Origin of the sequence: Vibrio pomeroyi, assembly GCF_024347595.1 — a bacterium.
Classification (GTDB): Bacteria; Pseudomonadota; Gammaproteobacteria; order Enterobacterales; family Vibrionaceae; genus Vibrio; species Vibrio pomeroyi.
The window spans coordinates 1,737,349-1,757,838 of sequence record NZ_AP025506.1; the positions used below are offsets into that span (position 1 = coordinate 1,737,349).

Here is a 20,490-nt window from a genome sequence, read left to right on the forward strand (position 1 = left end):
CCATATATCGCTGAATTTATACCGCTCTCGGTAATTATCAAATAGGTTAAAACATGGATATAAAGGCTAAAATGCACAACCAAGACGTTTATTATTGTGATGACGTTGATCTGGTCGCCGAGCAAACACAATGCTTAGAAGTGCTTTACGATTTCAACCACACTCGCCCGAGCGAAGGCGACAAACGCCAACAAATCATGAAGCAACTGTTCGCAGAAGTAGGCGAGGGTTGTTACATCGAGCCACCACTTCATGCCAACTGGGGTCGTCACACTCATCTAGGCAATAACGTATACGTAAACTTCAACCTAACGCTTGTTGACGACACCGACGTATTCATCGGTGATAACGTAATGATTGCACCTAACGTTACTATCGCGACAGGCACACATCCCATCAGCCCAGAACTTAGGCTCAAAGCCGCGCAATTCAATGTTCCTGTTCGTATCGGCAACAATGTATGGCTTGGCGCACACACGGTCGTATTACCGGGCGTCACCATAGGTGAAAACTCGGTTATCGGCGCGGGCAGCATAGTCACCAAAGACATCCCAGCCAATGTGGTTGCCGTCGGTAACCCGTGCAAAGTGGTACGAGAAATCAATGAACGCGACCGAGAGTATTACCACAAAGATCGCCGCATTCCAGACGAGCTTAAGTAAGCCGTATTGACCAGATTCTCAATGTGGAAGTTTGGTCATACTAGACAGAAAGATTCTGCATTTTCACGAGTACCGACGCTAGCTGTGATATAAGTCGTTGTTATATAATGGCTAGATTGCATATGAGATGTGAGCGGTAGAAACTAGACAGAATTAATCTGCATTTAAATACAGAATTTTTCTGTCTAATTAGAGCTGTTAGTATTCTTATAAAGTTCAGAGGTAAATGTTGGACGAGTATTCAATTCATCTAAAGCGACAAGGCTTTGACTTGCTCGAAGATATTGGAAGTGGGCTTTCTGGTAAAACCAAGAAAGCCAAGCAAAGCTCCTTGGAAAGGTTCGTTGCCGTAAAGTTCTTCGATAGTGTATTTAATCGAAACAACTCCGAGCTAAAGAAAAAGTTTAAGAGGGAAGCGTTCATTCTTTCAGAGGCGCAACATCCAGCGATTCCGTATGTCATTACTCATGGTGAAGTTAAATGTGAGAATGATTCGGTTCCATACATCGTTATGGAGTATATCGATGGTACAAATTTGGAAGATTATGTCCAAAAGCACGGTGTAATTGAGCATCGACAGGTCATCACAATTGCAACTCAGGTTCTTGATGCTTTGTCACTTGTGCATGCAAAGGGAATCATTCATAGAGACATAAAGCCCTCAAACATCATGCTATCGTCAGCCGGTCACGCTTACCTGATTGATTTCTCAATTGGCTTTGCGCCTTCTGGAAACCCGAACTTTACAAGAGCAACAAGAACTGGAGACCACCTAGGCTCGGTGGAGTACATGTCTCCAGAGCAAAGCGTTGATATGAAAAACGTTGATAGCCGTTCTGACATTTACTCTTTGGGGCTAACACTCTGCAAATTGCTAACGGGCACACCAACGCTCAAAGCGTTAGACAAGCCAGAACTATCAGTTCCTTATGCTTTACGAAACTTAATAAATAAGGCTTCAGAGTATGACGCAAATAATCGCTATCAAAATGTCGATGACATTTTGAGGGAGTTAAAAAGCATTTCTGGCGCTGGGCATTTCGCAATAAACACGCCAAGCAAAGCACTTTGCTCGAATTTGAAATGTCCAGATGCGCAATGGTCACCAAATGGGTACTACAGGGGAGCTAATTTTACAGAAAACTGCATTGATATTCATTGTACTTCCTGTGGAGACAAACTCACCTATCAATGTTCGTGTGGGTACCCGATAGCCGAAACTCGTTTCTGTGGTGGCTGTGGTACTGAGCTATTCAAAGTACCGGAGTGTAGTAGTTGTGGCTCCTATCTAAAGAAACAAGATATGAGCAAAGATACGTCAAAAGGTTGCAGTAAGTGTCAAGCTAAACAAGTTCTACCACAACCTCAACAACCTATTTGGGGGCAGCCACAACAGCAACCTGCTGGTATGGACTTTGATGACGATATTCCGTTCTGAGGAACTGAATACTAACAATCTGTTTAAGAGTGATTCGCAACGCGTGGCATTTTTACTATGCGTTGGTTTTAGTGTTTAAGGTGGTATGCGGATGGATTGGTGTTGCGCTGCTCACACCTTAACGCGGCTACATGGATTCCCCCCAGGTTGTCAAACATCCGCTAAACTTATGTTGATGGGTTTTGGACTGCCGCTCTACATTCGGCCTACTTATCGACGATTCGCATACGTCGTGGCCCTGATGACTTTGCGCGACTGCGGTGCCTTATTCGTTAGATGACATCTAGTGTGTCCGCCGCATTAACAGGCTCTCCGCAAGTGGTCTTAACCTATCTCCATCATTAGCGTCTGCAATGACCCGGTGGGTTTAACTCTTTATGCTGCTTAAGTTTTTACTTAAGCAGCATAGTTTTCATATTCTGTTTGATTGTGTAAAAGCGACCATATAATCCGTGCGTTCTTCGCAGCAAGTGCCACTATCGCTCGGTTCATTCCTCTTCGTTCTAGAACGCCGCGACACCACTGACTTAACTTATCTTGCTTGTCGCCAAGATTGGCAATCACGGTCCTTGCTCCGTGAACTAATAGTGTTCGTAAGTATTTGTCGCCGTGTTTGGTTATCCGACCTAAGCGAGGCTTTCCTCCCGTCGAATATTGCTTTGGTACTAAGCCTAGCCAAGCAGAGAAATCGCGACTTCTATCAAATTGAGAGCCATTACCTATCGAAGCGAGTATCGCTGTTGCAGTTTGCGGCCCGATACCTCGAACCTTAATCACTCGTTGAACATTAGCGCTGACCTTAGCAAAAGAATCGAACACTTGCTCAGTCTCGGCGATACGTTGATTGAGTTCGTCAAGGTGGTGATAAGCATCGGCTATCACCGTTCTTGCGAGGTGTGGTAGTTCACTTTCTGCATCTTCGAGCATTAAGGGAACCTGTCTCATCAATGAAGAGCGACCAACAGGAATGATTAATCCGAATTCAGAGAGTAGGGCACGCATGCGATTCATAAGCGCGGTGCGTTCACGAACCCAATGCTCTCTCATTCTATGTACCGATAAGATGGCTTGTTGATCGGGGGATTTTATGGGCACAAAGCGAGTAGGTGGACGCTGAACAGCTTCGCAGATAGCTACTGCATCGTTAAGGTCGTTCTTCCCTTTAGTTCGATAAGGAACCACGTATTTAACAGCCATAATGCGGGTGTCGTGACCAAGTTTATTGAGTGTTCTTGCCCAATAATGTGCACCACCACACGCTTCAACGCCTATACGCATGAGTGGCATATTTGCTATTGTAGTCAGTAGTTTAGAGCGAGTTACCGACTTATGAAGTATGACCTTACCATTTTGGTCTACGGCATGAAGACTAAAGTGGTTTTTAGCTAGGTCGATACCGCAGAAATAAGAGTAATCAGACATGGTGCCTCCGATGTATTTAAGTACCACATAAGTGTGGCAGATCCTCGGGAGGGGGAATCCATGTCATTCGTTATATACTCACGCATTCAATTTTAAAGTAGATAGATGATAGAGAGAGCAAATGACGTTAATAAGTTTTGCTGACATGGAAGATAAGTTCACAAAAGAAGTGTTAGAGCAGGAAGCTTCTTGGCACCCAGACGCGGAGTTAAGTACTTTTTCAATGGCTGCTGGATACGCGATGGGACATGGCTATAAGCAAGGTAAAGCGTATATGTTTGCTATGGATTTAGTGGACAAAGGTTTGGTATTCGATGACTAAAGAACAAGATTTGGTAAGTAAAGAGAAGTTTTTAGCATTAAAGAAGTCATTTATTGAAAATGTAGAAAGCAAAAATGTCGGATTTGAGCCTCATGACAATTATTGCTGGAGGTCGGTGATAACAGGTTACGCGCTAGCTAATGGTTTTTCTCACGGTGAGGCGTATCAATTTGCGCGCGAAATGTCTCTCTAAAAAGGTTCTGAAAGCCAATTAAGAACGGATATAACAAACTGTAAAAAATTGATTCGCAATGTATGGCATTTCACCATTCGTTGGACACAGTCGCTAAGGTACTTGTTGCGGCTTTGACATTTCATGTCTCACATCATAACTAGATGCCATATATACGCGCAAATATCCACAAAGGCTTAAAACAGATGGTTATCAACGACTACATAAAAAATACGGAGTTTACAGAGCTCCCTAATGATCTACTCGATATAAGTAAAGTGCCTGATGATATAGCGGGTATATGTAAGTTTGTTCAAGGGAACCTTATTCACTCGTATTGGCTTGAGCATTATGGTGTAGAGGCTGACCCGCTAAACAAACTGAAAGAAATGCAGACTCGGCATGCTAAAGACTTAGTCTCTTTAGCAATATCGAAATCAGGCGAACCAGTTCATGTTTTCAAAAAAACCTAACCATAGAGTGTTCAGTATTTGTAGAGACTTTTCACTGCTAGTTTGCTCTATTTTGAGGGCAAAAGGAGTACCAGCCCGACTAAGGAGTGGGTTTGCGACTTATCTAGAACAAAACCATTTCGAAGATCACTGGGTTTGTGAGTACTGGGACAAAGATAAAGGATGGATAGCCGTTGATGCTCAGTTAGATGACATTCACCATCAAATCTTGCAATTTGAATTTGATCCGTGTGATGTACCACCATCAAACTTTATCGTGGCTGGGCAGGCTTGGAAGTTATGCCGTGAAAACGTGGAGTCTGCTGACAGTTTTGGTTTTCGGGATTTCAGAGGATTAGAGTTTATCAAAGGGAGCCTAATTCGTGACTTGTATGCCTTATCAAAATTTGAAATGCATACGTGGGATACAGGGTGGGGCATACTGCCTAAATTCATAAGCCCTGTTTCTGGAGAGTATGAATTAACTCTGCTCGATGAACTTGCAGAGGTTAGTTTTTCTGCGGATAGCACCAAAGCCCTTAAGTTAGTTAAGTCATGTAATGAAATAAAGCTTCCAAGTGGGTGGGATTGTTCTAAGTTTCCTACTTTAAGTGAGCTGTATGCTTCACTTTAGCCTCCAGATATATAGAACACACAGCAACTCGACATGCTTGGTCTCTCTCATTCCATCGCAGTGTCGTTCGTAATCCATTACTTCCTGATTTGCAGGTGGTTACACCCTTGAGGAAACTATGAAAATAACGACCTTGGTTGATAATAATCGCCTAGCCAGTAGGCCTGATTTAGCAGTAGAACGCGGGTTGTCGTTACACATCGAAACTGAGTCACTAAAAATACTATTCGACATGGGAGGCGGCGATACGTTTTGCCAAAATGCGCCTCTACTCGACGTTGAGATTGAAAGTGTTGATATTGCCGTGATATCACACAGGCACCACGACCATTGCAATGGTGCTGCCGACTTTATTACTCATAATTCTAAAGCTAATGTGTTTTTGAAGAGCTGTGAGGAACAAAACTATTACTTCCGCGCTTATGGTTTTAAAAATGATGTCGGTATCAATACGGATTTAATCAAGAATAGTCATGAGCGGCTGAAGTTTGTCAGCCAGACCACTGAAATTATGCCTAATGTATTCACTATTACTGATATAAGCACCGAACACGAAAAGCCTAAAGGCAATCAATACCTTTACACCCAATCTCAACATCGATGGCAGCAGGATACATTCGATCACGAATTACTCTTAGTGGTTAAAGAGCGTGATGGCATCGTCATATTTACCGGTTGTGCACATAGTGGTGTTCTTAATATGGTTGATACCGCAGTTGCTCAGTTTCCAGGAGAGAGAATCAAAGCAGTAGTAGGAGGTTTTCACCTAGTCGGGCTACCTTTGTTCGATAGTATCGGTGGAACCAAGCAAGACATTAAAGATCTCGGTCTTGCGTTATTACAGTATCCCATTGATAAACTTTACACTGGGCACTGTACAGGGAAGAAAGCTTATGGTCTTCTGAAAGAAGTATTAGGAGAGCGTTTGGAGACAATCCCTACAGGTAGCTGCATTCGTGTGTAGTGTAATTTTAATACTGTTAAAACATAGGCGACCTTCAAAGTTTTAAATTATGGAGAACCAAGTGCACGTAAGGAAAGCGATTAAGGAAGATTCTAGTAAGTTACTTGAACTTATTGAGCAGAAAGCTGAATTTGACCGAGGTATGAAAGGTTTTAATGGTGAAATCTCTACGACAAAAGAAAAGATTGAACGGACCTTATTTGGTGATTATTCGTTTGCTCATGCTTTGATATTAGAAGTTGATGGTGAAGTTCAGGGCTTCGCTTTGTTTCACTATCGATACTCTTCATTTCGTGGTGAACCGTCCATTTGGCTTGATGACTTGCTAGTTATTGGTAGGTCTCGCTCAAAGGGATATGGTGCTCAACTCATGTATGCGTTGAAGAATGAAGTTGAAAAGTCATTAAGCTCGCATATTGCATGGACAGCTAGCCCATACAACACCAAAGCACATGATTTCTATCATAGGTTGGGTGCGGAAGTAGAACGAATGGATGGTGAGCGTCCGTATTTTCGTTGGGCGTAGCTAGGCTAACAAGCTTCTTTTGGAGAGTATATGAACATCTTGATTGAACAAGAAATCGAACTTCATTAATACGAAACCCGCAAAAGTAATACCGATATTGAACGTTTAATTCATCAAAGTTTTAGTGAAGTTGGTAAGTCTGGTTATAGCTATGACTTTGCTTCGATCGTTGAAATGATGAAAACTGAAGTTTCTTCGAGTAGTCGTATTCATTCGCAAAATTATGAATGTATTCAACTTGAACCCTCTGTCCAGTTGCTTAAGTACGAGTCAGCCGTAGCTGACGAGACTGGTCAAGTTAGCGACTACGCGAAACGCTGCTCGATTTGGGCTTTTACAGGTCTTCATTGGCAGCTCAAATATCATCAAGGAACACCATGCCCGCCGTTTGAGCTCAAAGACATCTAGGGTTACATAGAAATCGCATCAAACATGAAATCGAAGAGTGGTTCTCGACGATCTCGCTTTAGCGCAGTTGTTTATACAACTCTTATTTAGGTAAGCTGTCAGCACAGCACACACGTAAATTGAGCGTTCGGGGATTCATGATTTCGTACCAGCAAACAAAAGATCTATCGGCTTCGGCGAAGATGACTTTTTTGAATATGCGTTCTTACTATGAGCAATACTCGGTCGAATGGGATTGCTCAAAAATCGAAGAGCAAATTCGCGATTTAACGAACTTTGATATTTTGCTCAATGGCGAAATCGTTGGTGCTATCCGCTTAGTGTTTGATGATAACAGTTGTTACATTCGAGACTTACAGGTTAGCGAACAACACCAAGGTAAAGGGATTGGTGCGCTTGCCTTTGCTGAGTGTGAGCGTTTAGCGGTTGAGTCAGGTGTAAATCGACTTAAGTTGCGAGTCTTTAAAATTAGCCCAGCATTCCGACTTTATGAAAGAGTGGGCTTTGTAGTAGATAGCGCTGATGACAGGTTCTACAACATGTCGAAAAAGTTCTTCTAGCCAACTGTGGGTGTTAAATGACGATTCTCACACGCGGCGCCAAGCACACTATGGATTCACCGGAAATAATGTGATGAAAAAGATAGAAATAGAAGGCGTCTTGGAATTTTTAAGAGGTGCAGAGCAGCTTAAGAACACATTGCGAACAGCTCGTACTTCAAATGGTCGACATGAAAGTACCGCCGAACACACTTGGCGTTTATGTTTGATGGTGATGATGTTCTCAGAGCAGTACCCACATATTGATACGCTCAAATTAATCAAGATGTGCATTATTCACGATTTAGGTGAGGCCATTGGTGGTGATATTGCCGCCATTGATCAAGTAGAAGGTTCGAATAAAGGAGAGCAAGAAAGGCAGGATCTGATTACGTTGATTGCGCCTCTCCCTGGTAACTTGCAACAAGATATTCTCGTGCTTTGGGATGAATACGAAAACGCGTCATCAGAAGAAGCAAAGTTAGCTAAAGCTCTCGATAAAATCGAAACCTTGCTACAACATACTCAAGGGCAAAACCCAGATAACTTTGATTATGGTTTCAATTTGTCTTATGGCAGAAAGTACACCGACAGCGATGAACTTACAGCTTCGGCTCGTGCCATCATAAACAAAGACACAGAAGCCTTAGCATCAGCAAACAACACGCTTTAAAGACCAAGGTAACGAGAAACTATGACTAAAATCTATTTCGTGTGTGGCTTTATAGGCTCAGGGAAAACAACCTATTCCAAGCAGCTTGCAGATAAGCATGGCGCTTTTCGTTTTTCAATTGATGAGTGGATGATACCTTTGTATGGAGAGCATATGGAGCGTGAGGTATTTGATCAACGTTTAGCTACGCTTCAAGAGTTGTTCAAAGAATCGGCACAGCAACTATTTACTCTTGGCGTTCCTGTTATTTTTGACTTCGGTTTTTGGCGTAAAGTCGATCGAGACAAGTTTACAAATTAGGCTGAAAAGTTGGATGTTGAAAGTGAGGTTCATTACCTTGATATTCCGTTTGATACTTGTAAACAGAGAGCAGTTGCACGTAATTCTGAACTGCATGGTAAGTCATACGAAATGACACCGGACATGCTCGAATTGTTTTGGTCATGGTTCGAGATACCAACACCAAACGAAGACGTTGTTTGGGTTCAGCGTGACGGCCAATCGAAGTAATAACTAAGCATGTAAAGCTGATTTATTATGTGTGGTATTGAGATCGGACTTAAGCTTACTGGAATAGGAGGTTTCAATGGACAAGGCAGTCAAAGATCGTTTTGAAGAGTATCCAGAAAATGCTCGAGTTCGGCTTGAAGAGTTACGAGAACTTATCTTCAAACTATCATCCGATTTGGAGTTGGGCGAAGTCGAAGAGTCGTTGAAGTGGGGAGAGCCCAGCTACAGCGTAAAGACAGGTAGCCCCGTTCGAATCGACTGGAAATTGAAATCACCGAATAACTATTATCTGTATTTTCACTGCCAAACCAAGTTGGTAGACACCTTTCGAGAGTTGCATGGTGATGTATTGCGGTTTCAAGGAAATAGGGCAATTGAATTGCGCTTATCCGACCCGCTGCCAGAACCCGAAATTAAACATTGTCTTGAGCTTGCCTTAACTTATCACCAACGAAAACACCTACCGCTTCTAGGCTCGTGATGTTTTATCACGAAGTATCTGATTTATCTCACTAATCGAGAAAGTTGCTCGGCGTCCCGTTAAAGACCAATTGTTCAGCACTGCGAGTGCCAAACGATAATAAAGAATTTATGATGGAATCTTAACGCTTGGTATTTTCGGCTTAAGTCATTATGAGGATAGAAATATGGAACACGCTCCAATCAAAGATGAGATCACGTTTGATGATTTTGCGAAAATCGACATTCGTGTGGGTTTAATCACCGAGGTTTCTGAAGTCGCTAAATCCGATAAGCTTATGAAGCTGACAGTAGATTTTGGCGATCATCAACGTTCAATCTTGGCGGGTATAAAGCAAGAGCGAGAAAACCCGAAAGAAATTGAAGGCAAGCAAGCGTTGTTTGTCGTGAACTTGCCAGAAAGAAAGATGGCAGGTGAAGTGTCTCAAGGAATGTTGTTCGACATCGGTTACGAAGACAAATTGCAACCATGCCTAGCTTGCCCAGAAACGGATATGCCAAACGGCGCTCGAGCAGGGTAAGGCATATAGTAGTGAATCGTAACCTTTGGCGTTTGTGTTCCTTTATTTACCAGTAAACAGGGCGTCACAGTAATATTAAGTTCAGGGAAAGAATGAGAGTTTTAATAGCAGGTGCCAATGGTTATATTGGTCGTCACATTACGAAGGCATTCGTAAACAGTGGTTTTGATGTTTTTCGCTACAGCAGGGACAAAGTCATTGTCCCTTGTTCGGATTACATCAAAGACCTATCCACAGATTATGAAGATTACTTCGATGTGGTTATCAATTGCGCACGCCCTCATTGGTCAGAATTTTCGCCAGTTGAAATCGCAGACATTGAACATGGCTTGCTCACACAGCTTGATAGGTTTGCGTCTGAAGATGCGATAAAGATCCACACATCGGGAGTTTGGCTGTTTGGTCATGCATCTCAACAAGACCTTAAAGAGTTTAGGCTTAAACCTTTAAAGGCCGTTGAGTTAGACGTAGAAACAATACACTCCGTGCTTCAGGCTAATTGGAATATCGTTTACTGCCCGAGCTTGGTGTATGGCGGTGACAATTGCCAATTAAAGCGAATCATCGAATCGTATGCAAATCGAACCGTTAAGGTCGCTGTCCCATCCCAAGGGTATAATCAATACGTCCACGTCTATGACATCGCTAAATTCTATTTGTTGTTAGCGCAAAAGCAAACCTCAGAAAAGCAGCATTTTATTGCAGAAACTAGAGGGTACAGCCCAGCTCAGCTTGCTCTACTTTTATTAGAATCAAACGTGATTCGAAAAGTAGATGAATGTTCTTGGGTTGAATTCGAGGCTTTAAATGGCTGTGAGGCTTTAGATATTGAACAACTCAATCTCACAGTTCCAATTAGCCCTTTTTTCAAAGCCAATGAACTTATCAGCGACTACATAAAAAGTTGGATGTAATGAAATCAATAACAAAACAATCAATTTAGCTTTCGTGTTACGGTGTAAAGCATCAGTGAGGATCTGAGATTAGCGAATGGTTATTGCTTATCACAGCGTTCTCTATCTTTATCATAATTATTCAAGGAAGAAGCATTGTGAAATTAGCTCAGTTAAATATTGCTCTAGCGAAATACCCTTTAGATGCACCGGAAATCAAAGATTTTGTCGATAATCTGGATCAGGTGAATGGTATCGCAGAAAGTAGTGAAGGCTTTGTTTGGCGTCTTAAAGACGAATCTGGAGATGCGACCAATATCAAAGCGTTCGATGATCCGAATATGATCGTCAATATGTCGGTTTGGGATTCTGTAGACTCTTTAAAGAACTTTATGTTTAGAACTCATCACCGTGACTTCATGCGTAGAAAGGGTGAGTGGTTTCATCGCTTAGCGGAAGACACCTATGTGCTTTGGTGGGTTGAAGATGAACATATTCCAAGCCTTGATGAAGCGATTGAGCGGTTAGAGCACCTAAGGGAAAAGGGTGATTCGCCTTATGCGTTTACATTCAAAACCAATTTTACAGAGTCAGAAGCTCCTAGATGAAGCACTTGCAATGTCTACACCTCGGTAATACGTTATATAGCTAATGTATCGCCGCCAACAAATAAGGGGGACACTGTGAGCACTTTGCCAGATGAAAACCAGAAACGATTTATTGCTGTGTTAAGTAAGAAGATGGATTTGGGAAGAACGCTAAATGTACTAGGGCATTTGAGTGTTGGCTTGTCGAATCAATTGAACGAGGGTGAAACTTGTTACGTTGACTATCAAGATATGGATGATGGCATTCACCCTAATTTGTCTCACTATCCTTTCATTGTTTTGAAAGCTGACAATTCGAACAAGCTTCGAAAAGTACGTGAAGAGGCCATTAGCCGCGGTATCAAATTTACTGATTTCACAAGCACGATGATCGAAGGTGGTTCTGTCGAGCAACAACAGAGAACGAAAGAAACCAAAGACGCAGATCTAGAATATTTAGGTGTATGCCTATTTGGTGACACTGAAACCCTCCGCGAATTTACCAAGAAGTTTAGCCTCTATAAGTAAATTCTAGCTCACATATCGCAACTGTATGGATATACATGTTCTTGTGTGGGTGTATTATTCCGCTGTTTTTTCAGCATAGAATAATAAAATGACCAAGTATTTAGAGGCTGGCATTAAAGAGCTAGTCGAAGAGTTTCACTTAAATGGTAAACCTTGTCCATCACGCCAATCGATCGAGGATAGACGAACTGGCTATATTGGCAGTACAGTTTTGGCGGGAGATAGTCCTCAGGTCGAACGCGAATTTTTAGATGTCATCAATGGCGTTGAGGTCAAAGTCTACAAACCAACGAGCGAACCAAACTTGCCGATCACAGTGTACTTCCACGGTGGTTGTTTTATTAGTGGGGGATTTGAAACCCATGATGTTCAGTTAAGGCAGATCGCTCTTCAATCGAACTCTATTGTCGTCTGCATTAAGTATCGACTAGCACCAGAGCATACTTATCCAGCGGCACATGACGATGTATACCAAGCTGTGCTCGGCATTAAGGAGTGCGGGATGAAATATGGTGGCAATATAGACCATTTGGTGTTTGTCGGTGATAGTGCTGGTGGACAATTAGCTTTGGCGACGACGTTAAGACTTAAGAACTTTGAGTCGTGGTTGCCGCGCCAGCAGATTCTTATCTATCCGATGTTAGACCCTAATGGCAGTTCAAACAGTTACGCGGAAAATGGTTCAGACTATATTATTACGGCGAACATGTTGCTTTCTGGCTTCAAATTATACGCAAGTAGTCAGTCCAACTTATTGCATGAGCCAGAGCTTAACCTTTTGAAAGCAAGCTTTCACGGCCTTCCAACCACAACGATCATTACGGCAGAGTTTGATCCACTACGTGATGAAGGTGAGCAGCTCTATCGTTCGATGGTTGCTCAAGGTGTGGAAGCACAACACGAGCCTTATTTAGGTGTAATCCATGGGTTCTTTCAGCTTTCTAGGGTAAGTGCGTCAGCAAAGCGTTGTATTGAATCTATTTCGAGTCACATAAAAAATTCGAATTAACAGTGGTTTAAGTGCTAATTTAAATGCGAATTAAACCTCAATGAGCATTGTTAGTTTTCATGGAGTAGATTCGATATGAATGAGTAATTTGATGACAAAATTGTGAGGAAAAGCATGAAATACAAACTCGATATTGAGCCATCAGACGAGGACATCAACGAAGTCCGAGGTGGTTTAATTAAGCACAACACGCCATTTCTTGAAGGTATACCCAAATCTCAAGTGGGTTACTATGCCTTGGAAGGTGATAATAAAGTCGGTGGCATTATCGCTGATCTTTGGGGTAAATGGTTGTTGATTAAGTTTCTTTGGGTGGACGACTCGATGAGAGGAAGACAAGTGGGAGGAAAGCTTCTACAACTCATTGAAAAGTATGCGCAAACTCAAGGTTGTACATCGTCACTTGTCGACACCTTAAGCTTTCAAGCCAAACCTTTCTATGAAAAACATGGCTATGAATGCCAAATGGTGTTGGAGAATTACCCAGTAGACTCATCACTGTCGTTTCTCACTAAGTCGCTCACAGAGCAGTAAACTGCACAACTATTAAGGAGCAAGATTTGCCTCATTGTATTATCGAACACTCATCGACGATTAACGCCGATCAACTGAATAATAAAGTGTTTCTAGGAGCGCTTAACTCAGAGTTATTTGAAGCAGATGGACGAGACATTAAAGTTCGAAGTATTGCTTATGAGAACTACCAAACGGGTACAGAAAAAGAAGATTTTATCCATGTGACTGTGCGTATATTGTCTGGACGAAGTGACACAGATAAAGCAATGCTCTCTGAAACAGTGATGACGCAATTGCTATCTTTGTCCCTCAGTAGAGCATCGTTCACCGTAGAGGTGATGGATATGGACAGAAATAGTTATGGAAAGGTTGTTGTCTAACTCGCGGAAGTCGCATTTTTTACGCTGATCTTTGTATCTTCACTCCAACTCGCTACAGGAATATTGGGAAATGTTGTTTATCCATAAATCTCAACCTTTGGTTCATGGCCCGGAACTATGCTCTGAGCTGACCGCTTTTTTAGCTGATAACAAGAGCAAATTTGAGGACAAACTGGTTCCAGACCTGTCGTACATCGATGATATGGCACATGTGGTCAACGGAATCAAAATCAAAATAGTGCAACATGTGAATCATAACCAGTATCGTCTTGAATATGCGTTCGACTGGGAGCTCTTCCTCGGATGTTCTGATAGAAATGAAACGGGCGTTGAAAATGGGCGTGTTCTGTTTATCTGGGAAGACGATAATAATCTTAGATTTGATTTTCCAGATATGAGTTCTCGCGATACCTGTGACGAGTTCTAACTGACCAGTGAGGCATTCTTTGTATTGATGTTGATTCTTTAGATTTGGCATTAATGATGCTCAATGAGTAAGGCGATAAAACATTTCTGCTATTTTTAGGCGAAGTTGGAATAGAAGTAGTAATGAAAATAGTTGAAGCAAAACAATCTGACTTAGAGAGTTTGTTCGTGTATCTGGATACACAGTTGTCAGAAATCGCATTAGAAGAAACACCGCTATTCCAACCAGTCTCAAAGTCAGATTGTAAAATGTCGGAAGCACATAAAGCTCGCTTTTCTGATGGGTTTAAGTTTGAGTTTGGAGAGAATGGTTGGCGAAAAATTTGGTTAGCTAAAGATTCGAATGGTGCTATTCGCGGCCATATCGACTTGCGTCATCATAATGGCAACTACTGTTCACATCGTGTATTGCTTGGCATGGGTGTCGACAGCAGTGTGAGAAAGCAAGGCTTAGGCTCCAAGCTAATGAATGTGGTGACTCAATATTGCCGAGAGAATGAAGCGATTGATTGGCTAGACCTTAATGTGTTGTCAAACAACCTTCCTGCTAAAAATCTCTATTTGAGTGCGGGGTTTACGGTTGTCGGCGAAATGGAAGATTACTATCGAATTGATGGTCAGTCGGTGTCTGAGCTAACAATGACGCTGCAAACTAAAGGGTAAAAGACCCAAGTCAATCAGGAGGCTAACATGAGCAGACCAATGGCCATTCTCATTCATGTTCCAAACATCGAGCAGGGACTCAGCTGGTATCAAGCCGCCTTTCCCGAGTCTGTCGCCACCTATCATCCAGATTCCGACTTTACGGTTCTAGACATTAATGGTTTCTCGATTGAAATTGTACAGGCAGATAAGAAAGTCGGTTTTGGCAAAAACGGAACGGTGCTGTATTGGTCAGTAGATAACTTTGATAAAGCGCTTATGCGTTTTCAATCCATTGGAGCGAAATTATATCGAGGGCCAATGGAGATCGAAGACGGACTAATTATGTGCCAAGTAGAAGACCCTTTTGGTAACCTAATTGGATTAAGGGGTATTAGCACTAACACCGTTTCTTAATCATGGACAATCAGATAGATAAAAAAGGAATAACAATGATAACTATCGAAAGGCTTAACGACTCTCACGTAGCTTCAGTTCACGATATTCAGTTGGCGGATGACCAAGTGAAATTTGCAGGAACAGCAGCCGAGTTTTTGCTTGATGGCAGCGACACGACACATTTACATGTCATCAAGTCTGATAATAACGTTGTTGGTTTCTTTAAACTCGATATCGCTTACGCTACTCACTATGAATTCTGTCCAGAGGGAAGCCTTGGGTTGAGAGCATTTGTCCTTGATAAAAACCAACAAGGTAAGGGGCTCGGCACTGGAACAGTAAGAGCTCTGTTTCCGTACCTTAAAGCAAATTACGAAAAGTATGACTGGGTTTACTTAACGGTCAATTGCAAGAATCCCGCAGCATTTAACTGTTATAAAAAAGGTGGCTTTGAAGATACCAATGCTCAGTATTTGGGTGGGGCTGCTGGTCCACAATTCATAATGCGTGGTGCAGTTAAAGCCGTCTAACTACAGCGGTCTAACATAGAGAATTAGAAGGAAAATCGATGAAAGTTCAATACCTTGAGATTGTAACCCCTGATGTAGATGCAGTTTGCGCTACATATTCTCAAATCTATAACGTCAAGTTCAGTGATGCCGATATGAACCTTGGAGGCGCGCGCACTGCCAAATTATCTAACGGTGGCGTTATTGGTGTTAGAGGGCCGCTTCGTGAAACCGAAGAGCCTGTTGTACGCCATTACACGTTAGTTGAAGATATTCAATCAGCTGTAAATGCAGCAGAGAAACTCGGAGCTGTTGTTGCAGTACCTCCAATGGAGTTACCACGTCACGGAATGTGTGCCATTGTCATTCAAAGTGGTGTTGAACTCGGTTTTTGGAAACTGTAGCTGGTCGTTTGACCAAAAGGTTTAAAACATAAAGTGGCATTTGTTTTAAGGAGGGAACATGTCAATTACATCTGGTATCGCTCTGTTTCTCGCTATGGCACTATCTGCGGCCATACCTGGACCAAGTGTGTTAGCTGTGGTATCTCGGTCTCTCAGTCATGGATGGCGACAAGGTTTATTGGTCGTATTTGGCGTGCTCATCGCAGACTATATCTTTGTCTTCCTTGCTCTTTCTGGTCTGGCTGCCATGGCCAATGCGATGGGAGAATTGGCAACGGTCATCAAGTACATCGGAATTACGTACCTGTTTTGGTTAGCTTATACGACATGGACTTCAAGTGATGCCGTTTCATCAGTAAAATCTCCAGAAACAACAAGAGCGTCAAGTGTCATTGTTGGTGTTTTGATGACGCTTTCAAATCCTAAAGCGATACTGTTTTATATGGGCTTTTTTCCTGCCTTTATCGATCTGCAGTCATTCTCTTCGCTAGATGTAGCGACTATTTTGGTCATCTCAACGTTCTCTGTTGGTGGTGTGTTGGGAATCTATGCGTGTATGGCATCAAAGGCGAGTTTCGTTTTTCAAGGGCAAGCAGCTAAGACTTTACTTAACAAGGTATCAGGAGGCTTTTTGGCGACATGTGGGGTGTTACTCGCAACAAAGTCATGAGGTTATGTTCTAGAGTAGCGCGGTCTTAACTGCGGGAAATGAAAGGAGCTCGCCCAATATGAAGACTAGTTTTAAAACGGCAACTTTCTTGTTGGCGTCACTCGCTCTATTTGCTTGTAAAGATAAAGCCGATATCTACGCTAATCCACCAGCTAACCTTGTTGAACAGATCGACGCGTATTATCCGCTTTCGATAAAGTATGTGAAAAAGCATGAGCAAATCGCTTTGTCTCAAGGTGTCCCTTTACGCCCACAATATTTAAAAATTGCACGCGACATCGGTATCCAACATCCAGAAAAAGTTCGTGTTCTTTATGTTGATCAAATGCCATTACCTGAAAATGAGTCGCTACGTTTTCAGATGCAAAGGTTGGGCTTAGATTCTCCTTATTTTACGGGGACGGCTTTCGGATATGGAATTTGGATTGCGAATCGGGCCAAAGGAGATAAGTTGTTGCTTGCTCATGAGTTGATCCATGTAAAACAGGCAGAAGATCTTGGGATAGGGGCGTTTACTAAGAAGTATTTGTTGCAGTTAGCGGTGTTTGGTTACGGTGAGGCGCCGATCGAGTTGGAAGCATACAACAATGCGCACAATTACTTGTAATGCAACGCAATACGGCCTGTGTTGAGCAATTCGCTGGGTAGTTTTTTCTCTGTATTAAGGAACCTATTTCTAGAATATTAATGGAAGCCGTGGCATCATTTTGTGTTAGCTTAATCCTTAACAAGGTACGTCATGAAACAAAATATTGTCCATATCGCACTTGTCGTAAAAGACTACGATGAAGCCCTAGATTTCTACGTTAACAAACTCAAGTTTGAGCTTATCGAAGATACCTACTTGCCAGAAGAAGATAAGCGTTGGGTTGTTGTTGCGCCACCCAATTCACACGGTGTGAGCCTATTATTGGCGAGAGCATCCAAGCCCGAGCAACTGGACTTTATCGGCAATCAAGCTGGTGGTCGTGTGTTCCTCTTCTTAAATACCGATGATTTTTGGCGTGACTATGAACGTATGGTTTCTCTGGGAATCAAATTTGTTCGAGAGCCGAAAGAGCAAGCCTACGGAACTGTGGCGGTATTCGAAGACCTTTATGGAAACCTATGGGATCTTCTGCAATTAAAACCAGATCACCCAATGGCGAATCGATAAGCCTGAATCTTACAAGCCAACACCAAATGGATCGGAGCAACATGGACATAACCAAAATTTCAGCGACAGAGGTGCTTCCGGTTAGGCGTCAGGTGTTATGGCCTGATAAACCAATGTCGTTTTGTATGGTGCCAGGTGATGAACATGCCACGCATTATGGTGTGTTTGTCGGTGAGCAATTAGTTTGTGTTGCATCCGTTTATGTCCAAAGCAACGAAGCAAGGCTACGTAAGTTCGCTACGTTACCCGAATTTCAAGGGCAGGGTATTGGATCTAAAGTGATCGCACATGCCATCAAAGACCTGCAAGCGTTCAATGTGAGTTACTTTTGGTGTGACGCTCGAACCTCTGCTTTAGGTTTTTATCAAAGGTTTGGGATGGAGATTGAGGGAAGTGAATTCGAAAAATCGGGTGTCTCTTATTATAAAATGGCTGTCCATTGGGGTTAATGACTCTCGCTGATTCCGCTAACCGTCTACTTATCTAAACTCATCAACTCAACTCAACTCAAGTTAAGGGAGATCATTGTGGAAGAAATCAAAGGCATTCTTCAATTCATGGCTGAAATAGAAAAGCTAAAGGATGTTCATCGACAAACAAAACCGGTTGGATTGGATCGATATGAAAATTCGGCTGAGCACAGTTGGCACGTCTGTTTAAGCGCACTTATGTTGAAAGACTATGCCAACGAAAACATTGATATTACGCGAGTGATGAAGATGCTTCTGATTCATGACCTAGGGGAAATCGACGCAGGCGACACGATCATATACGCCAGTGAGACCGAAGAAAACAAACTCAAAGAGAGAAACTGCGTTGAGCGCTTGCTTAAGTCATTACCTAGTCATTTAAGAACCGAGTATTTAGAACTTTGGCTTGAATTCGAAGCGGGAGAGTCACCAGAAGCTCGATTTGGTAAAGCGATTGATAGAGTGCCGCCTTTACTTCATAACATCCATGGTGGTGGTCATAGCTGGAAGAAGCACAACATATCCAAAGATAAGGTAATGACTTTTAACGGTGAGCGCATTTCTAAGGGCAGTAAGGCGCTATGGAGTGAACTCGAGGTGCAGCTCGAAACGGCAGCAGAACAAGGGTTACTGAAGTAGGTCCGAATGTACCTTGGGCTACAAGTGTCTCTAATTAACCCAATATTGCGTAAACTAATAAAGTGAATAAAAACGTATGAGTATCAAAGTTCAGTGGAATCGTGAGTGTCAGTTTAAAGTTACAACAGAAGGCGGGTTCAGCTTTGATATCGATGCCACTAGCAATACCGCTCCGTGTCCAACTGAAGTGTTACTGTCAGCGCTTGGCGGGTGTAGTGCGACAGATGTCGTTTTGCTGCTGCAGGAAAAAGGATTCGAAGTCGAGGCTTTAGAAAACTCGGTGACACATACATTAACCGACGACGAACCTCGTTTATACAAAACGGCGAATTTACATTTTACTGTGAAGGCGAAGGGTGTGTCAGAAAGCGATGTCCTTTCAGCAGCTCAAGAAGCCGTTGCGAAGCACTGTCATGTTTGTTTGATGCTTCAACCTACAATCGAGATCACTTGTTCTGTAGAAGTTGTAGCTTAACGCTGACTCATCGACGCTCATTAATTCGATTAACCCGTAACAATAATAGATTCATGACACATGGTATTAGTACCGTGTGTCTGTTCTTTTCAATTTAACCTTTTGATAAAAATTCCTTTTTAAATAATAAGTTAGAGTCTCCAACGATTACTTGTTAGTATGCAATTAACTTTATAAATGTTAGTTGGCACATATAAATGATTGATAATAAATACATTAAGCACCCATACCATTGTGAAACCTGTCATTCATTGACTCCACACGTACCTGCCAGTCGTTCAGATTCTGAAACAAAAGCGGAAGCTGAATCAGAAGCGAGGCAGTGGAAGATTGGAATCTTGATAGAATATTTGATGACGTTATTTTTTAAAGATGACAAGCACGCTTCAAGTTTCTTCATTGATCAGGAAGCACAATACCAATGCGAGAAGTGCGGCACTAAGTCGTGGCATTGATAAGTATTAAGCTTGCCTTGCAACAGAGCGTGTTTTTGCAATTTAAACCTGTTAGTAATCAGATTCTTAGATTACAGTAGCCTGAATATGTGAGTGTTCAGGCGTTTAGAGGTTTAAATGGAATATGTAGAACTTGAGCCACGCGAAATCCCAATGGCATTGTTACTTGAAGCTGATCCATCAGAAGCCAGTATCGCGTCATACTTGGATGAGTCATGGTGCTACGCGGCCAAGCAAGACAATCGAATTATTGGTGTCTGCGTTGTTAAACTCATCGGTGAAAATGTCGCGGAAATTTTCAACGTGTCAGTAAGCCCTGCACATCAACAGAAAGGTATCGGCTCAAAGGTGTTGGCCTTCGCATTGAAGCAGCTCGCTCAACATGACGTTAAGCGCGTTGAATTAGGGACGGGTACCTTTGGTTACCAACTTACTTACTATCAACGAGCAGGCTTTCGAGTCGATTCAGTCATCAAGAATCATTTCATCGATCATTATCCAGAACCGATCTTCGAAAATGGCATTCAACATCAAGACATGTTGAGGCTCTATATTGAACTCTAAGAACTTCTATACATAAGTTCTAGCATTAAAAATGGCGAGTCTGAA

31 protein-coding genes and 2 pseudogenes are annotated in these 20,490 nt (G+C 42.3%); 32 read left to right on the forward strand and 1 reads right to left on the reverse strand.

What is annotated here, in order from left to right; translation table 11 throughout:
• The first annotated feature begins 53 nt into the window (after positions 1-53).
• Together OCV12_RS07765 and OCV12_RS07770 are read left to right on the forward strand one after the other, a co-directional pair.
• Complete coding sequence (locus OCV12_RS07765; protein WP_128644362.1) at positions 54-662, forward strand: sugar O-acetyltransferase; 609 nt, start codon at positions 54-56, stop codon at positions 660-662.
• A gap of 226 nt (positions 663-888) precedes the next feature.
• Positions 889-2,100 (forward strand): serine/threonine-protein kinase, encoded by a 1,212-nt coding sequence (locus OCV12_RS07770; RefSeq protein WP_261885849.1) that lies wholly within the window; start codon positions 889-891, stop codon positions 2,098-2,100.
• 396 nt (positions 2,101-2,496) lie between these two features.
• Here OCV12_RS07770 and OCV12_RS07780 read toward each other — a convergent pair whose 3' ends face one another.
• Positions 2,497-3,522 carry an IS110 family RNA-guided transposase gene (locus OCV12_RS07780; RefSeq protein ID WP_261884494.1) on the reverse strand — a complete coding sequence of 342 codons (1,026 nt, stop codon included), beginning with the start codon at positions 3,520-3,522 and terminating at the stop codon, positions 2,497-2,499.
• Positions 3,523-3,643: 121 nt separating this feature from the next.
• Here OCV12_RS07780 and OCV12_RS07785 point away from each other — a divergent pair, with 121 nt between their 5' ends.
• From OCV12_RS07785 to OCV12_RS07930, 30 genes and pseudogenes are all read left to right on the forward strand, one after another.
• Positions 3,644-3,844 carry a hypothetical protein gene (locus OCV12_RS07785; RefSeq protein WP_239847770.1) on the forward strand — a complete coding sequence of 67 codons (201 nt, stop codon included), beginning with the start codon at positions 3,644-3,646 and terminating at the stop codon, positions 3,842-3,844.
• Positions 3,837-4,037, forward strand: coding sequence for a hypothetical protein (locus tag OCV12_RS07790; protein WP_261885851.1), 201 nt, complete (start codon positions 3,837-3,839; stop codon positions 4,035-4,037). The genes OCV12_RS07785 and OCV12_RS07790 overlap by 8 nt, the downstream gene beginning before the upstream one ends.
• 432 nt (positions 4,038-4,469) lie before the next feature.
• Complete coding sequence (locus OCV12_RS07795) at positions 4,470-5,102, forward strand: transglutaminase-like domain-containing protein (protein WP_261885852.1); 633 nt, start codon at positions 4,470-4,472, stop codon at positions 5,100-5,102.
• A gap of 118 nt (positions 5,103-5,220) precedes the next feature.
• The gene (locus OCV12_RS07800) at positions 5,221-6,066 is read left to right on the forward strand and encodes an MBL fold metallo-hydrolase (protein WP_261885853.1); all 846 of its coding nucleotides are present in this window, start codon (positions 5,221-5,223) and stop codon (positions 6,064-6,066) included.
• A gap of 49 nt (positions 6,067-6,115) precedes the next feature.
• On the forward strand, positions 6,116-6,592 hold the full coding sequence (locus OCV12_RS07805; RefSeq protein WP_261885854.1) for a GNAT family N-acetyltransferase: 477 nt from the start codon (positions 6,116-6,118) through the stop codon (positions 6,590-6,592).
• Positions 6,593-6,622: 30 nt separating this feature from the next.
• Positions 6,623-7,000 (forward strand): annotated as a pseudogene (locus OCV12_RS07810) (nuclear transport factor 2 family protein).
• Positions 7,001-7,137: 137 nt separating this feature from the next.
• Positions 7,138-7,560, forward strand: a complete 423-nt coding sequence (locus OCV12_RS07815; RefSeq protein WP_261885855.1) for a GNAT family N-acetyltransferase — start codon at positions 7,138-7,140, stop codon at positions 7,558-7,560.
• Between the two features lie 73 nt (positions 7,561-7,633).
• A complete protein-coding gene (locus OCV12_RS07820; RefSeq protein WP_261885856.1) occupies positions 7,634-8,212 on the forward strand; it encodes an HD domain-containing protein in 579 nt (192 codons plus the stop codon).
• A gap of 21 nt (positions 8,213-8,233) precedes the next feature.
• Positions 8,234-8,722: pseudogene (locus OCV12_RS07825) on the forward strand (AAA family ATPase).
• A 76-nt stretch (positions 8,723-8,798) separates the two neighbouring features.
• Positions 8,799-9,203, forward strand: coding sequence for a DUF1801 domain-containing protein (locus OCV12_RS07830; RefSeq protein ID WP_261885857.1), 405 nt, complete (start codon positions 8,799-8,801; stop codon positions 9,201-9,203).
• A 166-nt stretch (positions 9,204-9,369) separates the two neighbouring features.
• Positions 9,370-9,723, forward strand: coding sequence for a tRNA-binding protein (locus OCV12_RS07835; RefSeq protein WP_261885858.1), 354 nt, complete (start codon positions 9,370-9,372; stop codon positions 9,721-9,723).
• A 92-nt stretch (positions 9,724-9,815) separates the two neighbouring features.
• Positions 9,816-10,637, forward strand: a complete 822-nt coding sequence (locus tag OCV12_RS07840; RefSeq protein WP_261885859.1) for an NAD-dependent epimerase/dehydratase family protein — start codon at positions 9,816-9,818, stop codon at positions 10,635-10,637.
• Positions 10,638-10,774: 137 nt separating this feature from the next.
• On the forward strand, positions 10,775-11,224 hold the full coding sequence (locus tag OCV12_RS07845) for a DUF3291 domain-containing protein (protein WP_261885860.1): 450 nt from the start codon (positions 10,775-10,777) through the stop codon (positions 11,222-11,224).
• A gap of 75 nt (positions 11,225-11,299) precedes the next feature.
• Positions 11,300-11,731, forward strand: coding sequence for a DUF2000 domain-containing protein (locus OCV12_RS07850; protein WP_261885861.1), 432 nt, complete (start codon positions 11,300-11,302; stop codon positions 11,729-11,731).
• 88 nt (positions 11,732-11,819) lie between these two features.
• Positions 11,820-12,740, forward strand: coding sequence for an alpha/beta hydrolase (locus tag OCV12_RS07855; protein ID WP_261885862.1), 921 nt, complete (start codon positions 11,820-11,822; stop codon positions 12,738-12,740).
• Between the two features lie 114 nt (positions 12,741-12,854).
• Positions 12,855-13,274 carry a GNAT family N-acetyltransferase gene (locus tag OCV12_RS07860; protein ID WP_176681272.1) on the forward strand — a complete coding sequence of 140 codons (420 nt, stop codon included), beginning with the start codon at positions 12,855-12,857 and terminating at the stop codon, positions 13,272-13,274.
• 26 nt (positions 13,275-13,300) lie between these two features.
• Positions 13,301-13,636: a 5-carboxymethyl-2-hydroxymuconate Delta-isomerase gene (locus tag OCV12_RS07865; RefSeq protein WP_176681271.1), complete on the forward strand. Its 336-nt coding sequence runs from the start codon at positions 13,301-13,303 to the stop codon at positions 13,634-13,636.
• Between the two features lie 70 nt (positions 13,637-13,706).
• Positions 13,707-14,063: a hypothetical protein gene (locus OCV12_RS07870; RefSeq protein ID WP_261885863.1), complete on the forward strand. Its 357-nt coding sequence runs from the start codon at positions 13,707-13,709 to the stop codon at positions 14,061-14,063.
• Positions 14,064-14,185: 122 nt separating this feature from the next.
• Complete coding sequence (locus OCV12_RS07875) at positions 14,186-14,725, forward strand: GNAT family N-acetyltransferase (RefSeq protein WP_176681269.1); 540 nt, start codon at positions 14,186-14,188, stop codon at positions 14,723-14,725.
• Between the two features lie 27 nt (positions 14,726-14,752).
• Entirely contained in the window at positions 14,753-15,121 is a 369-nt protein-coding gene (locus tag OCV12_RS07880; protein ID WP_261885864.1) for a VOC family protein, read from the forward strand.
• Between the two features lie 35 nt (positions 15,122-15,156).
• Positions 15,157-15,633, forward strand: coding sequence for a GNAT family N-acetyltransferase (locus tag OCV12_RS07885; protein ID WP_261885865.1), 477 nt, complete (start codon positions 15,157-15,159; stop codon positions 15,631-15,633).
• A 38-nt stretch (positions 15,634-15,671) separates the two neighbouring features.
• Positions 15,672-16,016 carry a VOC family protein gene (locus OCV12_RS07890; RefSeq protein WP_261885866.1) on the forward strand — a complete coding sequence of 115 codons (345 nt, stop codon included), beginning with the start codon at positions 15,672-15,674 and terminating at the stop codon, positions 16,014-16,016.
• 58 nt (positions 16,017-16,074) lie between these two features.
• Positions 16,075-16,686 carry a LysE family translocator gene (locus OCV12_RS07895; protein WP_261885867.1) on the forward strand — a complete coding sequence of 204 codons (612 nt, stop codon included), beginning with the start codon at positions 16,075-16,077 and terminating at the stop codon, positions 16,684-16,686.
• A gap of 58 nt (positions 16,687-16,744) precedes the next feature.
• Entirely contained in the window at positions 16,745-17,293 is a 549-nt protein-coding gene (locus tag OCV12_RS07900; protein ID WP_261885868.1) for a hypothetical protein, read from the forward strand.
• Between the two features lie 132 nt (positions 17,294-17,425).
• Positions 17,426-17,842, forward strand: a complete 417-nt coding sequence (locus OCV12_RS07905) for a VOC family protein (protein WP_261885869.1) — start codon at positions 17,426-17,428, stop codon at positions 17,840-17,842.
• A 41-nt stretch (positions 17,843-17,883) separates the two neighbouring features.
• Positions 17,884-18,291 (forward strand): GNAT family N-acetyltransferase, encoded by a 408-nt coding sequence (locus tag OCV12_RS07910; RefSeq protein WP_261885870.1) that lies wholly within the window; start codon positions 17,884-17,886, stop codon positions 18,289-18,291.
• Positions 18,292-18,369: 78 nt separating this feature from the next.
• Positions 18,370-18,951 carry an HD domain-containing protein gene (locus OCV12_RS07915; protein WP_261885871.1) on the forward strand — a complete coding sequence of 194 codons (582 nt, stop codon included), beginning with the start codon at positions 18,370-18,372 and terminating at the stop codon, positions 18,949-18,951.
• Between the two features lie 76 nt (positions 18,952-19,027).
• Entirely contained in the window at positions 19,028-19,426 is a 399-nt protein-coding gene (locus tag OCV12_RS07920; RefSeq protein ID WP_261885872.1) for an OsmC family protein, read from the forward strand.
• A 197-nt stretch (positions 19,427-19,623) separates the two neighbouring features.
• Positions 19,624-19,881: a hypothetical protein gene (locus OCV12_RS07925; protein ID WP_086715634.1), complete on the forward strand. Its 258-nt coding sequence runs from the start codon at positions 19,624-19,626 to the stop codon at positions 19,879-19,881.
• Positions 19,882-19,998: 117 nt separating this feature from the next.
• Positions 19,999-20,445 carry a GNAT family N-acetyltransferase gene (locus OCV12_RS07930; protein WP_261885873.1) on the forward strand — a complete coding sequence of 149 codons (447 nt, stop codon included), beginning with the start codon at positions 19,999-20,001 and terminating at the stop codon, positions 20,443-20,445.
• The last annotated feature ends 45 nt before the right edge of the window (positions 20,446-20,490 follow it).